The sequence below is a fragment of the Pantoea sp. EA-12 genome, from assembly GCF_030053355.1.
Lineage (GTDB): Bacteria > Pseudomonadota > Gammaproteobacteria > Enterobacterales > Enterobacteriaceae > Pantoea > Pantoea vagans_C.
Genome location: NZ_JASGBY010000001.1, coordinates 240,248 through 253,584, shown reverse-complemented (window position 1 = coordinate 253,584; position 13,337 = coordinate 240,248). Strand labels below are relative to the sequence as shown.

Below are 13,337 nucleotides of genomic sequence, written 5' to 3'. Positions count from 1 at the left end.
AACAGGAAATTGAACATGAATCAGGATACGCACCTAGTCGATCTCGCTGAGCAATTCCCTCAGCTCAACATCGATATGAAATATGCCACCGCGGACAACATTACCGGCCAGCCGATCTATAGCGTGGCGCGCTGCTTATTGCACGTCGATGCCGCCAACGCACTGGAAAAGAGTATTGAGATTGCACGAGTCGCCGGTTTCACGCTTCAGGTACTGGACGCCTATCGGCCACAAAAAGCGCAGGCGTTGCTCTGGCTGGCCTGCCCCGATCAAAACTACGTGGTGCCGCTCTCTCAGGGCTCCAACCACAGTCGGGGCACCGCTATTGACGTCACGCTGATCGATGCGGACGGCAATGCACTGGATATGGGGACCGGCTTTGATGAGATGACCGAACTTTCCCATCCGTACCATCCCGAACTGGCCGCCTCTTTCCAGCGCAACCGACTGCTGCTCAATGCCGTGATGTTCGGTGGCGGCTTCTGCGGTATCGCGACGGAGTGGTGGCATTTCGAATTACCCGGAGCGGCGGCTTATCCGCTCATTGACGATGTTTTCACTTGTATTTCCCCAGCACAGACTGACGGAGTATTACCATGAAAATGAAGTTCAGCGCCTCCAAAGGCTTTCTCTCTCTCTTGATTGCAGCAGCAGTAACCACCGCCAGTGCACCCGCCTGGTCAGCCGTACCCAAAGATATGTTAGTGATTGGCAAAGCGGCCGATCCGCAGACGCTGGACCCAGCGGTGACCATTGATAACAACGACTGGACGGTAACCTATCCGGCCTATCAGCGTTTGGTGAAGTACAAAAACGAAAACGGTAAAGGGGCTACCGATGTGGAAGGCGACCTCGCTGAGAGCTGGCAGAGCGAGAATGAGGGTAAAGTGTGGACCTTCAAACTGCGTAAGGGTGAGTTTTTCGATGACGGTTCACCGGTGACCGCGGATGCGGTCAAACTCTCTTTTGAACGCCTGATGCGCATCAAGCAAGGCCCATCAGAAGCCTATCCCGCAGGACTGAAGGTTGAGGCCGTGGATCCGCAAACGGTTCGCTTCACCCTCGATACACCTTTTGCGCCTTTCCTTTATACCCTGGCAAACGACGGTGCCTCGATCATCAACCCCGCTGTGCTGAAAGCCCATGCCACCGATGATGCACGCGCTTACCTCGCTGAGCACACGGCCGGTTCCGGCGCCTATATGTTGCAACGCTGGCAGAAGGGACAGCAGTTGGTGCTGGTGCCAAACCCGCATTTCGCGGGTAACAAGCCAGCGTTTAAGCGTGTTTCGGTCAAAATCATCAGCGAAAGTTCTGCACGTCGTCTGCAACTGGAGAAGGGTGATGTGGATATCGCCGATTCACTGCCGGTAGATCAATTTGCGGCGTTGAAGAAGCAGGGCGACGTAGCGGTGTATGACTATCCTGCCTTGCGCGTGACCTACCTCTATCTGAACAACAGCAAAGCGCCGTTAAACCAACCCGATTTACGCCGTGCGGTATCCTGGGCCACGGATTACAAAGGGATGGTCTCCGGTATTCTGGGCGGCAACGGCAAGCAGATGCGCGGTCCGATCCCTGAAGGCATGTGGGGTTATGACGCAGGAGCCATGCAATACAGCTTAGATTTAGCGAAAGCGAAAGAAGCCTTCAGCAAAGTCGCGGACAAGCCGAAAACTCTGTCATTCCTCTATTCGGATAATGACCCTAACTGGGAGCCGATTGCGCTGTCGATGCAGGCCAATCTGCAAACCCTGGGCATTGACGTCAAACTGGAAAAACTGGCTAACGCCACTATGCGTGAGCGTATTGGCAAAGGCGACTATGACATCGCGATCGGCAACTGGAGTCCAGATTTCGCTGACCCGTACATGTTCATGAACTACTGGTTTGAATCCGACAAAAAAGGGTTGCCGGGCAACCGATCCTTCTATGCCAATCCGCAGGTGGATAGCTTGCTGAAGCAGGCTCTCTCGACACCGGACCAGGCGCAACGCACTCAATATTATCAGCAGGCGCAGAAGGTGGTTATCGACGAAGCCGCCTACGTCTATTTGTTCCAGAAGAACTATCAGGTTGGGATGAATAAAGCGGTTAAGGGTTATGTCTTCAACCCTATGCTGGAGCAGATCTTCAATCTTTCTGAGATGAGCAAATAGCGATTGATATTCAACCTTAATCAGCAGGGTCAACTCTGACCCTGCTAAGGCAGGCAATATGAGTTTCTGGAGTTTGATCAGACAGCGCAGCTGGGGACTGATATTGGTGGTCGCTGGCGTCTGCGTGATTACGTTTATTATTTCGCATCTGATTCCCGGCGATCCCGCGCGATTGCTGGCAGGTGACCGCGCCAGTGATGAAATTGTGCAGCATATCCGGCAGCAGCTGGGGCTGGATTTACCGCTGTGGCAACAGTTTATTCGCTATGTCGAACAACTGCTGCACGGTGATCTCGGCATGTCTATTCGCACCGGTCGTCCTGTGCTGGAAGACCTGAAGAACTTTTTCCCGGCCACGCTGGAACTGGCTTTTTGCGCGCTGCTGATTGCTTTGGTGGTTGGCGTGCCGCTTGGCGTATTGTCGGCGGTGTACAAAAATCGCTGGCTTGACCATCTGGTAAGACTGCTGGCGCTGACCGGTATCTCTACCCCGGCCTTCTGGCTTGGCCTGGGCGTGATTGTGCTGTTCTACGGAAAACTTAATTTACTGCCCGGCGGTGGTCGTCTGGATGACTGGCTGGATCCGCCGGCGCGCGTGACGGGTTTCTACCTGATTGATTCCTTGCTCAGTGGCGATCTGGAGGTGTTCTTCAACGCCTTGACTCACTTGGTATTGCCCGCCACCACCCTGGCGTTTGTGCATTTAGGGATTGTGGCGCGTCAGATTCGATCGGCGATGCTGGAGCAGCTCAGTGAAGATTATGTGCGTACCGCGCTCGCCAGCGGACTAAGTAAGTTCACTATCGTGGTGCGTTATGCCCTGCCTAACGCGTTGATCCCGTCTGTCACGGTGTTGGGGCTGGCATTGGGTGATTTGTTGTATGGCGCCGTGCTGACCGAAACGGTGTTTGCCTGGCCGGGGATGGGCGCGTATGTGGTCTCTTCCATCCAGGCGCTGGATTTCCCCGCGGTGATGGGCTTCGCCATTGTGGTGTCGTTTGCCTATGTGCTGGTGAACCTGTTTGTTGATCTGCTGTATCTCTGGATCGATCCGCGCATGGGTCGGGGAGCGGAGAAATGATGCTGACACAGGAACAGTCGGTAAACCCCCGCGCGCGCCCGTGGTTGCAGGCGTGGAAACGTCGATGCTGGCTGATCAGCCGAAGCCCGCTAACGGTGATCGGCGCGGCCATCATCGTGCTGATGATGCTATTGATGATTTTTGCTCCGTGGATTGTGCCGCAGGATCCTAATGCCATTAATCTGGCCGAACGCTTACAGGCCCCGAGCGCGCTGCACTGGTTTGGTACCGATGAAGTGGGACGCGATCTCTTCAGCCGCGTGATTGTTGGCTCGCAGCAATCGGTGGCGGCGGGTCTTGCGGTGGTGTTGCTGTCAGGCGTGAGCGGTTCACTGTTGGGCTGCTTGTCGGGCGTATTAGGCGGGCGCAGCGATGCGGTGATTATGCGCTTAATGGACATTATGCTGTCGATTCCTTCGCTGGTGCTGACCATGGCGCTGGCCGCCGCGCTGGGACCCAGCCTGTTCAATGCGATGCTGGCGATTGCCATTGTGCGTATTCCTTTTTATGTACGCCTGGCGCGCGGACAAACGCTGGTGGTGAAGCAGCACACTTTTGTTGAAGCCTCTCGCACATTTGGCGCGTCGCGTTGGCACCTCATTAGCTGGCATATTCTGCGCAACGCCATGCCACCGCTGGTGGTGCAGGCGTCGTTAGATATCGGCAGCGCGATCTTAATGGCGGCAACCTTAGGATTTATTGGCCTGGGCGCGCAACAACCCACGGCTGAATGGGGCGCAATGGTCGCGGTAGGACGTAACTATGTGCTGGACCAGTGGTGGTACTGCGCGTTTCCCGGTGCTGCCATTTTAATCACCGCCGTAGGATTCAATCTGTTTGGCGACGGCGTGCAGGATTTGCTTGATCCGAAAGCGGGAGGGCGCAACTGATGAGCGACAGCATCCTGACCATCGAAAATTTACGGCTGAGTTTCCCGATTTATCAGGGCGAAGTGAAAGTGCTGAATGGCGTCTCTTTACACATCAACCGCGGCGAGATTGTCGGCGTGGTTGGGGAGTCGGGTTCGGGAAAATCAGTCACGGCGATGCTGGCGATGCGCCTGATCGCGCCAGGCAGTTACCGTGTGCAGGGCGGGTCACTGGAGATACTGGGCAAAAACGTACTCACGGCCAGCGAAGCAGAGATGCGCCAACTGCGAGGTAGCAAGGTGGCGATGATATTTCAGGAACCGATGACGGCCCTCAATCCCACACGCCGCATTGGGAAGCAGATGGTGGACGTGATCCGTCAGCATCAAGTGTTATCCACGAAACAGGCCAAAGCACGCGCCATTGAACTGTTGAGTGAGATGCAGATTGCGGATCCGCAAAGCGTACTGGAGCGTTATCCCTTTGAGTTGTCCGGCGGGATGCGTCAACGCGTAATGATTGCTCTGGCCTTCTCCTGCGAGCCGGATTTACTGATCGCGGATGAACCTACCACGGCGCTGGATGTGACGGTACAACGCCAGGTGTTGCGCTTGCTAAAACAAAAGGCGCTTTCAACCGGCACTGCCGTGCTGTTCATCAGCCACGATATGGCGGTGGTCTCGCAGGTTTGCGATCGTCTTTATGTCATGTATGCCGGTGCGGTGATTGAGAGCGGGGCCACCGATAGCGTGCTAACGACGCCCTGTCACCCCTATTCGGCGGGGTTGCTGGCGTGTTCGCCAGAGGGTAGCGAGCCACGCGCCGAGCTGACTTCGATTCCGGGTACGGTGCCGAATCTTGCCAAACTGCCCACCGGCTGTGCTTTCCGTGAACGCTGCTTCGCGGCGGGTGAAGCCTGTGGTATCACGCCCGAACTACACGCCGCAGGGCAATCCAATCGTCAGGTGGCGTGCTGGTATCCGCAACAGGAGCGCAACCATGTCTGAAGCACTGCTTGAAATCAGTAATGTGCACGTCAATTTCCCCGCCAAAACCAACTGGCGCGGCAAAGTGACCGAGCGGGTGCATGCGTTGAATGGTCTCGACTTACGGGTTGAACGCGGCGAGACACTGGGCATTGTTGGCGAGTCCGGCTGCGGGAAAAGTACCCTGGCCAAATTGCTGATGGGCATGCTCAAACCCAGCACCGGCCAGTTGGAATTAACGCGCTCACCGAATTCATGGCTGGGGCGGGGGATGCAGATGGTGTTTCAGGATCCGCTCTCCTCGCTGGATCCCCGTTTACCTGTCTGGCGTTCCATCACCGAACCGGTGTGGATTCAGTCCCGCAGTTCGGAAAAAGAGCGGCGCGCGTTGGCGGCAACACTTGCGGCACAGGTGGGGATTCGCCCGGAATACCTCGACCGTCCGCCGCATGCTTTTTCGGGTGGGCAGCGCCAGCGTATTGCCATTGCCCGCGCACTCTCCGGTCAACCCGACATTATGGTGCTGGATGAGCCGACTTCCGCACTGGATATTTCGGTGCAAGCGCAGATTTTGAATTTGCTGGTGGAGTTGCAGCGGCAGCGTAATCTCACTTACGTGTTGATCTCACACAACGTGTCCGTGGTGCGCCATATGAGCGACCGCGTGGCCGTAATGTATCTCGGGCAGATCGTTGAATTGGGTGAAGCAAAGCAGGTATTAGATTCGCCAAAACACCCTTATACGCAATTGTTGATGGAGTCTGTGCCGCGCATTGGCGCAGCGCTGGACGGTGCGCCGACCAATACGGAACTGCCGGGAAATCGGGTGTTGCCGCAGGGGTGCTATTTTAGGGATCGGTGTCCGCATGCGGGTGCGGGGTGTGAAAAACCTCAGGGGTTGCGGGAGGCGGGGAGTGGGGGGATGGTAAGGTGTTGGCGGGTGGGTTAATGGACTTTCATCCGCTCGCCAGAACGTAAAATTTCACATCTTTCTCATTTTGTTTAATAGTGGCGTTTCACCAATATGGCGTTTAATTAAGGATGAATCATGGAGTTAGTGACTGAGCGTCTGAAATTAGAACCCTTCCGGGCCGCACATTATGATGGCTTACGGGCGATGGAAAGCGATCCTGACATCATGCGTTACATCAGCAATGGTGTAGTGAAAACACCAGAAGAGACATGGGAAAGTATTACGCGTGTTCAGCAACGCTGGGAGAAATATGGATTTTCCTGGTGGGCGATCAGGGAAAAAGTTTCTGGGCAGGTAGTTGGCGCGACATGCTTGCAGCACTTAGCCAATATTGAGGGTGCGCCTTTGGAAATTGGCTGGCGGCTGATCGCGGAGCACCATGGAAAGGGCTACGCGTCTGAAGCGGCTCAGGCCGTTATTGCGTTTGCTAAACAACAGATTGGTACAAGTTATCTGGTGGCCGTTGCCGTTCCGGAAAATCATGCTTCACAACGCGTGATGCAGCGTATTGGTATGACTTACAAAGCGATTGAGCAGCATTATGATGTGCCTTGTGTGGTTTACGAAATGCATATCAACAACCGAAGTTAAACGGCTCTCAATCTCCTGGCTGCCGTAGTGAAATCTGCACGCATTTGTTCTGACTTAACGGTAATTTATGCAGCCTTATTCATTTTCGGAAAGTCAGTGTAATGAAAAATCTGTCGATGGTTGTGGTGACTTTAGGGCTGCTTCTGGCATTCAGCTCTCAGGCTCAGGCGGAAGGCTGTCTCAAGGGCGCGGTAGTCGGTGCCGCTGCCGGGCATGTTGCACACCACGCCGTGATGGGTGCAGTTGCGGGCTGTGCGGTGGGTCATCATATGGCCAGTAAAAAGAAGAAAGAGGATGAGGCGAAACTTCAGCAACAGAAGTAATCTCTCGCCATTAGTCCTTGAGGCCACTTACTTAAGCCTAAAATACATTTTTATCCTGGTGCGCATGAATGCGCACCCTACGAAAACTGTGCATTGTCGTGGTAGATTCGTTATTTATGGCGACCAAAAAGGATGTTCCAGTGATGATAACCATCGAACCCGCCGATCCTTCTTCTCCTGAATCACAACAGCTTATCGAACAACTCTCTACTGAATTGGCGGCTATCACAGGGAATAACGGCAAAAGCCACTTCAGTGCTGAAACGCTAGAGGCAGAACGTGCTGTCTGGGTGTTGGCAAAAGATGAACAGGGCAGAGCGATGGGATGTGGTTCACTGAGATCCCTGTCGCAAGACGCAGCCGAACTGAAACGCATGTATTCAGACCGCAGCGTGTCTGGCGTGGGTGCAGCAATTTTGGCGTATCTACAAACCTGGGCGTTAGAGGTGGGTTATCGAGAAATCCGGCTATCAACCCGTGTTATCAACAAGCGCGCGGTGGATTTTTATCTCAAGCATGGTTTTCAACAGGTTGAAAATTATGGCCCTTATGTTGGGCACGTGGAGTCCGTTTGTTTAGGTAAAAAGCTTTAAGCGGAGGTTATCTATTTGCATCGCGTCTGTGATGCCTGCACGCGTTTTCAGTCGCCATGAATGACAACCCTACAACGTTGTAGCGCGGTTTCAGTAGTGTGCGCATTTATGCGCACTGGCATTCAGCCTCATTGGTTCGTGAGCGGCACGACGCATCACAAACTCGCCATTTCCTCCGACGCCGTCTGCTCAAAAAACTGGCACAGCAACTGCCACAAATGTTGTGCCGCAGGCGTGAAGCGGTGGTCTGTGCTGCGTAACAGATGGCACTGGCTTTCACGGGCGATGCGGTGGTTAACAGGGACGGCCACCAGATTGCGGGAGGACAGGCCATCTTCCACCACTTTGGCAGTCATAAAAGCAATCCCCATCCCCGCCTGGCTCAGGGCAATAGCGCTGGTAAACAGATTGCAGCTATACGCCGGGGCGAACACCAACCCTTCCTGGTTAAACATCACATTCATATAACTTTGGATGCCAAAGTCTTTATCCATGCCAATCAGCGGATACTCGGCGAGATCGGCGACATCCACCTTTTCATACAAGGCGATCGGATGTTCACGATGCACGATGGCGCAGATGGGGCCACGATGAAAGCTATGGCATTTCACGCCGGGTGGTCCAACCGGACCAAATCCCACCGCCATATCCACTTCGCCACGGGTAATCAGGCTGACGGTGGTCTGCATGTCACCGGACAAAATATCGATAAACACTTCAGGATAGTTTTGCGAGAAGGGCTGTAGCACGTACTTCACGACCTCATCCACCATGCCTTGCCCGACGCGCATGGTGATTGAACCGCCGCGTTTGTGGCGTAAATCACGTAAGCGTCTTTCCAGCTGGCTTCGGCGTTGATGTGTCTGCGCGTAGTCTTCGGCGAGCAACTTTCCGGCTTCAGTCAGTACCACATTCCGACCGCGACGCTCCAACAGCGGTAACCGCATATCGCGCGCCAGTTGTGAAAGCTGACGACTAATAGCCGCGGGATCAACGTCCAGCGCCTCCGCAGCACGGCGAATGCCGCCGTGAATACCCACCTCATACAGGTATCTTATGGTTTTGTCGGAATAGAGCAGCATCGTCATAGGTTTTGTTTATCTGTTGATCTCAGGTCAACAATAATAGCGTTTAAACCCCATTTTTTAAGCCTAATTTTATCCTCATACTCGGGATTCACTTGGTGAGGACAGAAGTAATGAAAAATATAATAAGTTATTTGCAACAGCATTCAGGCGAAATTCTCTCGGATATCAAAACCTTGGTGGCAGCAGAATCCCCGTCAATGAATAAGGCGGCGGTGGACCGCTGCGGCGAGGTGCTACAGGCGATTTTTGCCAAACGGCTGGGTGTGGACGCTGAAATTGACGTGCAGGAAAAGTACGGTAACCATCTGAAGTTTACCCTTGGCACGGGCAGTGAGCAGACCGTGGTGCTGGGTCATTTTGATACCGTCTGGGATGAGGGTGAGCTGGCTATCCGCGAGGAACAGGGCAAGCTTTACGGACCTGGCGTGCTGGATATGAAAGCCGGGTTGGTGCAGGCCATCTGGGCGGTGCGTGCCTTACAACAGCAGGACCTGCTGGCAGGTAAGCGCATTGTTTTCCTGTGTGGCAGCGACGAAGAAGTGGGCAGCCCCAGCTCCAGTGACTGGTTATCTCATCACGCTATGGGTTCAGCGCAGGTACTGGTGGTTGAACCTGCGGTGGCGGGCAGCGGTGCGCTGAAAGTGGCGCGTAAAGGCACCGGGCAATATCAGGTCGCCATCACTGGATTAGCTGCACATGCAGGTAATAACCCGGAAGAGGGTATTAGTGCGGTGCAGGAGATGGCGCATCAGGTGCTGTTCTTGCATGGGCTGAATGCGCCAGAGCGCGGTACTACCGTTAACGTGGGGATCGCGCAGGGCGGCAATCGCGTCAATGTGGTGGCCGATAAAGCGGTGCTGGGCATCGATACCCGCGTCACCAGCGAAGAAGAAGCGCAGCGTATTCACGCTGAAATCACCCAACTGCAACCGCATCTGCCGGGCATTAAGCTCGAAGTCTCGGGTGCACAGTCGCGTCCGCCGATGCGTCAGAGTGCGGAGTCATTGGTGTTGATGCAGCGTGCTCAGTCCGTTGCTCAACAGCTTGGTTTCACGGTGGAAGGGAAATCGGTTGGCGGTGGCAGTGACGGCAACTTTACTGCCGCTTTAGGGATTCCAACGCTGGACGGTCTAGGCGCGACGGGTGCGGGCATTCATGCGCGTCATGAGCATATCCAGATTGCGGATATTCCTGCGCGTGCGGCGCTGGTGGCTGGTTTGATTATGGGGGATGCCAATGTCACAGGTTAATGTAGAGAAACACGCGGGCACCCAACCCACTCCCGCTAAAAGCGAACAGAGCCCTTATCTGCTGCTGTTTATTATTCTGGTGCTGGCGGCCGTCGCTACCTGGATTATCCCGGCAGGAAAGTTTGACCACGAAACCCGCAATGGTGTGACCTTTGCCATTAAGGGAAGCTTGCATGAAGTGGCGCGCACGGGTGTGTATCCCGGCGAAATCTTTATGGCGATCGTACAGGGCGTGATTAAAGCCGCACCAATCATTTTCCTCATCCTGTTCACCGGCGGTTTGCTGGCGGTGATTGAAGCCACGGGTGCGATTGCTACCGCGCTGAACTCGCTGTCACGCAGCACCAAAATCAGTGATACCCGTCTGATCCTGATCTTTGGAGTGATTTTTGCCATCCTCGGCAGCACCGGCGTGGTACAAAACTCGGTTGTGGCCTTTGTGCCGATTGGTCTGCTGGTGGCGCGTTCACTTGGTTTGCCGCCGGTGATTGGCATGGCCTTGGTTTACCTGACCTGCGCAGCGGGCTTTAATGTCGCGTTCTTAGGCCCGGCGACAACGGGACTGACCCAGCATCTGGCGCAGTTGCCGCTATTCTCCGGCATGTTATTGCGCGGCATCACCAATCTGCTTTTCGTGTTGACGGTAGCGATTTATTTAATCTTTACCGTTAAGCGACTGCGGAAAAATGGCCATGTGCGCACGGATGTCCAGGTTGAAAACGCCCCGGTAATGGCGATTACCGGTCGTCATAAATTGATTCTGGCGACCTGTGCCTTAACGCTACTGCTGTTTATGGTGGGAACGGTGCAACTGCACTGGGCGACCAATGAGATGTCAGCGATGTTCATCATCTTGTCGATTTTGGTGGGGTTGATTGGTCGTATGTCGGGTTCTGCGATTGCCAACACTTTCCTGAGCGGCTGCTCTCAGCTGGTGAAAGGCGGCTTTATCGTCGGGATGGCGGGCGCGATCTCTGTGGTGTTGCAGCAGGGTAATATCCTCGATCCTATCGTTGGCTTCCTGTCTGATTTGCTGGCGCCGGTGCCACCCGCCATTGCGGCGGTGGGGATGTTTATCAGTGCGGCGCTGATGCACTTTGGGATTTCATCGGGCTCGGGTGAGTCAGCTCTGCTGATTCCGATTTTCTCACCGTTAGGCGATAACCTTGGGCTGACGCGTCAGGTCACGGTGCAAACGGTGCTGCTGGGTGAGGGGATTGTGAACTCAATTAGCCCAACGTCTGGCGTACTCATGGCGGCGCTGGCAACGGCGAATATCTCGTTTGGGAAATGGATCAAGTTCGTTGCACCCGTGGTCGCTATCTGGTTTGCGATTTGCGTGGTGACCTTATTGATTGGCGTGGCGATTAACTGGGGTCCTTTCTAAGTAACTTATGCGGTGGGCGGCCATCAGGCCGCCCCTACAACGCTACTGCAGAAATGCCTGATACTCCTCTCTGAACGCGTCAAACAACTGATGAATCACTTCACCGCCAGGCGCGGTTTCGCCCTGCGCTTCCGCTGCAGCGAGCGCATCGAATAAGCGATGTTTAATATGAAAACGCCAAATCACCGGAACGCGTGACAAGATATCCGTCATCGCCAGGTAACGCTCGGGCGTCCAGCTTTGCTCAAAACGCGTGCGCCATGGGCCAAAGTCGAAATGCGCAACAGGCGCTGCCGCCTCGGTCAGTGCTGTTCGTTTCTGCTGGGTGGCGATCAAATCCAACTCATCGTGACGTACTACCACGCCATAATCCTGCTCGGCACGCGCAGCAGTGACATACCCGCGCTTCACATCCGACAGCACTTGTTGCGGATCGCGATCCAGCGGTGAACCGTAACCGCCGCCGCCTGCACCCGTTAACCGAATCACATCACCCGCCTGGCAACGGATCACATCACTGTTGCCGAGCATTTCCGGTGCATCACTGTCCGGGTTTTTGACGAAAATGGCGTTGCTGCCCGCCATTCCTCCCAGTACGCCCCAAGAGGCGAAATGCGTGCGATCGCGGTTGCGCGCGGTGACGGTGGTATCTGGCGCGAACACCTGAAACTCCATCATCAACCCAGAGCCGCCGCGATATTTCCCCGCGCCGCCCGAGTCGGGAACCAAACAGTAACGCGTAATTCTGATGGGCACTTCTGCTTCATTAATCTCTACGGGCGTATTACGCAGGAAAGCCACATTCGCGCCAGAACCCTCTTCGCCGTCCCCAAATGGCATCCCCCCTGCGCCACCGCCTACCGGACCAATTGAGGCAATCACCGAACGCCCAGCGGTATTCGTGGTTTTCACATTGAGGATCGCCAAACCGCAGGCGGCGCAGGCTGGAAGACGGTCGGGTATGGCTTGCGAGAACGCGCCAAAGGTCAGTACATGCGTTAACTTGCAAGTCAGACTGCGCATACCAACCGCCGCCGGGTAGACCGCATTCATTACGCTGCCTTCCGGCAGTACACATTCCACCACGCGATCCAGACCGGCATTGAGCAGAATGTCGGGATTGAGGGTGTAGAGAACGTAGTGATAGCCTACCAGCGCCAGCGCGTGGCGTGTCATCCCACCTGTCGGCATATTCAACGAGGAGAGTAATTGCGGGTCGCTGCCGGTGTAATCAAGGATGGCGCGACCGCCGCGAATTTTGAGCGTCATGGCCACCCGCATCGGCTTGCCGTTTACACTGTCTTCATCGGCGTATTCTGCGAAGAAGTAGTCGCCATCAGGCACGCTTTGCAGAATGCGCTCCGCCTGTTGTGCCGCATAGTCGAGCAATGCCACCATGCCTTGCTGGAAATCATCCACGCCAAAATGCGCGATCATCTCCAACACACGCTTCTCGCCATTGGCCAGCATGGCCAGTTGCGCATGCAGATCACCGATATTCTGTTCAGGCGCACGCACGTTGGTTTTAATCAGTGTCAGTAGCGACTCATCTAACACCCCTTCCCGGACGATTTTGGTCGGAGGGATACGAATCCCTTCCTGATGAATCTCTGTCAGGGTGCGAGAGAGTGAAGCGGGAACGGCGCCGCCCACATCGGTGTTGTGAATATGACCACCGACAAAACACACCAGCCTGTCTTGCCAGAACACCGGCTTCCACATCACCATATCCGGGCTGTGCGTCGCGACGCTGCCGCTGTAGGCATCATTGGTCATCGCGACATCACCTGGACGATAGTCGTCGATCATCCCCAGTACCGGCCCATAGTCGAGGCCGATATACCAGGTGGCACCCAGGGTTTTCGGTGAGGCGAAAGCCAGTCCCTCGGGCGTCAATAGTGCGCAGGAGAAATCTTCCGTCTCTTTGACGAACGTCGAGTGTGCGGTGCGCACCAGGGTGTGCGCCATGCTCTCCGCTGCCGCCACACAGTAATTGGCCAGAATCTGCAGACCTGAAGTATCAAAAGCCATATTGCG

Annotated in this window: 13 protein-coding genes; 11 read left to right on the top strand and 2 right to left on the bottom strand. The window is 55.1% G+C overall.

Annotation, left to right across the window (positions count from 1 at the left end):
- The first annotated feature begins 15 nt into the window (after positions 1–15).
- The 9 genes from ddpX to QMZ30_RS01125 all read left to right on the top strand — a co-directional run bounded on the left by ddpX (position 16) and on the right by QMZ30_RS01125 (position 7,575).
- A complete protein-coding gene (gene ddpX, locus QMZ30_RS01165) occupies positions 16–600 on the top strand; it encodes a D-alanyl-D-alanine dipeptidase (RefSeq protein WP_058970462.1) in 585 nt (194 codons plus the stop codon).
- Positions 597–2,159, top strand: a complete 1,563-nt coding sequence (locus QMZ30_RS01160; RefSeq protein ID WP_283226018.1) for an ABC transporter substrate-binding protein — start codon at positions 597–599, stop codon at positions 2,157–2,159. Before ddpX ends, QMZ30_RS01160 begins: the two co-directional genes overlap by 4 nt.
- A 58-nt stretch (positions 2,160–2,217) precedes the next feature.
- The gene (locus QMZ30_RS01155; RefSeq protein WP_283226017.1) at positions 2,218–3,240 is read left to right on the top strand and encodes an ABC transporter permease; all 1,023 of its coding nucleotides are present in this window, start codon (positions 2,218–2,220) and stop codon (positions 3,238–3,240) included.
- A complete protein-coding gene (gene ddpC, locus QMZ30_RS01150) occupies positions 3,237–4,130 on the top strand; it encodes a D,D-dipeptide ABC transporter permease (RefSeq protein WP_283226016.1) in 894 nt (297 codons plus the stop codon). Before QMZ30_RS01155 ends, ddpC begins: the two co-directional genes overlap by 4 nt.
- On the top strand, positions 4,130–5,116 hold the full coding sequence (locus QMZ30_RS01145; RefSeq protein WP_283226015.1) for an ABC transporter ATP-binding protein: 987 nt from the start codon (positions 4,130–4,132) through the stop codon (positions 5,114–5,116). The genes ddpC and QMZ30_RS01145 overlap by 1 nt, the downstream gene beginning before the upstream one ends.
- The gene (locus QMZ30_RS01140; protein WP_283226014.1) at positions 5,109–6,044 is read left to right on the top strand and encodes an oligopeptide/dipeptide ABC transporter ATP-binding protein; all 936 of its coding nucleotides are present in this window, start codon (positions 5,109–5,111) and stop codon (positions 6,042–6,044) included. The genes QMZ30_RS01145 and QMZ30_RS01140 overlap by 8 nt, the downstream gene beginning before the upstream one ends.
- Before the next feature lie 99 nt (positions 6,045–6,143).
- Positions 6,144–6,659 carry a GNAT family N-acetyltransferase gene (locus tag QMZ30_RS01135; RefSeq protein ID WP_283226013.1) on the top strand — a complete coding sequence of 172 codons (516 nt, stop codon included), beginning with the start codon at positions 6,144–6,146 and terminating at the stop codon, positions 6,657–6,659.
- A 101-nt stretch (positions 6,660–6,760) separates the two neighbouring features.
- Positions 6,761–6,982 carry a hypothetical protein gene (locus QMZ30_RS01130; protein ID WP_039330142.1) on the top strand — a complete coding sequence of 74 codons (222 nt, stop codon included), beginning with the start codon at positions 6,761–6,763 and terminating at the stop codon, positions 6,980–6,982.
- Between the two features lie 68 nt (positions 6,983–7,050).
- Positions 7,051–7,575 carry a GNAT family N-acetyltransferase gene (locus tag QMZ30_RS01125; RefSeq protein WP_349306820.1) on the top strand — a complete coding sequence of 175 codons (525 nt, stop codon included), beginning with the start codon at positions 7,051–7,053 and terminating at the stop codon, positions 7,573–7,575.
- Positions 7,576–7,730: 155 nt separating this feature from the next.
- Here the strand turns inward: QMZ30_RS01125 and QMZ30_RS01120 are convergent, their stop codons facing one another.
- A complete protein-coding gene (locus tag QMZ30_RS01120) occupies positions 7,731–8,663 on the bottom strand; it encodes a LysR family transcriptional regulator (RefSeq protein ID WP_283226012.1) in 933 nt (310 codons plus the stop codon).
- 110 nt (positions 8,664–8,773) lie between these two features.
- On the opposite strand from QMZ30_RS01120, the gene QMZ30_RS01115 reads away from it, so the two are divergent.
- Both QMZ30_RS01115 and QMZ30_RS01110 read left to right on the top strand, forming a co-directional pair.
- Complete coding sequence (locus tag QMZ30_RS01115; RefSeq protein ID WP_283226011.1) at positions 8,774–9,913, top strand: M20 family metallopeptidase; 1,140 nt, start codon at positions 8,774–8,776, stop codon at positions 9,911–9,913.
- Entirely contained in the window at positions 9,900–11,300 is a 1,401-nt protein-coding gene (locus tag QMZ30_RS01110) for a YfcC family protein (RefSeq protein WP_283226010.1), read from the top strand. Before QMZ30_RS01115 ends, QMZ30_RS01110 begins: the two co-directional genes overlap by 14 nt.
- Positions 11,301–11,342: 42 nt before the next feature.
- On the opposite strand, the gene QMZ30_RS01105 is transcribed toward QMZ30_RS01110, so the two are convergent.
- Positions 11,343–13,331 carry a hydantoinase B/oxoprolinase family protein gene (locus QMZ30_RS01105; RefSeq protein WP_283226009.1) on the bottom strand — a complete coding sequence of 663 codons (1,989 nt, stop codon included), beginning with the start codon at positions 13,329–13,331 and terminating at the stop codon, positions 11,343–11,345.
- Positions 13,332–13,337 lie beyond the last annotated feature (6 nt).

What these genes read in the sequence shown, in the direction of transcription:
- QMZ30_RS01110 (WP_283226010.1), top strand. Translation starts at nt 9,900, where the DNA reads ATGTCACAGGTTAATGTAGAGAAACACGCGGGCACCCAACCCACTCCC.
- QMZ30_RS01120 (WP_283226012.1), bottom strand. Translation starts at nt 8,663, where the DNA reads ATGACGATGCTGCTCTATTCCGACAAAACCATAAGATACCTGTATGAG.
- QMZ30_RS01155 (WP_283226017.1), top strand. Translation starts at nt 2,218, where the DNA reads ATGAGTTTCTGGAGTTTGATCAGACAGCGCAGCTGGGGACTGATATTG.
- QMZ30_RS01115 (WP_283226011.1), top strand. Translation starts at nt 8,774, where the DNA reads ATGAAAAATATAATAAGTTATTTGCAACAGCATTCAGGCGAAATTCTC.
- QMZ30_RS01130 (WP_039330142.1), top strand. Translation starts at nt 6,761, where the DNA reads ATGAAAAATCTGTCGATGGTTGTGGTGACTTTAGGGCTGCTTCTGGCA.
- QMZ30_RS01145 (WP_283226015.1), top strand. Translation starts at nt 4,130, where the DNA reads ATGAGCGACAGCATCCTGACCATCGAAAATTTACGGCTGAGTTTCCCG.
- QMZ30_RS01105 (WP_283226009.1), bottom strand. Translation starts at nt 13,331, where the DNA reads ATGGCTTTTGATACTTCAGGTCTGCAGATTCTGGCCAATTACTGTGTG.
- ddpX (WP_058970462.1), top strand. Translation starts at nt 16, where the DNA reads ATGAATCAGGATACGCACCTAGTCGATCTCGCTGAGCAATTCCCTCAG.
- QMZ30_RS01125 (WP_349306820.1), top strand. Translation starts at nt 7,051, where the DNA reads ATGCGCACCCTACGAAAACTGTGCATTGTCGTGGTAGATTCGTTATTT.
- ddpC (WP_283226016.1), top strand. Translation starts at nt 3,237, where the DNA reads ATGATGCTGACACAGGAACAGTCGGTAAACCCCCGCGCGCGCCCGTGG.
- QMZ30_RS01140 (WP_283226014.1), top strand. Translation starts at nt 5,109, where the DNA reads ATGTCTGAAGCACTGCTTGAAATCAGTAATGTGCACGTCAATTTCCCC.
- QMZ30_RS01160 (WP_283226018.1), top strand. Translation starts at nt 597, where the DNA reads ATGAAAATGAAGTTCAGCGCCTCCAAAGGCTTTCTCTCTCTCTTGATT.
- QMZ30_RS01135 (WP_283226013.1), top strand. Translation starts at nt 6,144, where the DNA reads ATGGAGTTAGTGACTGAGCGTCTGAAATTAGAACCCTTCCGGGCCGCA.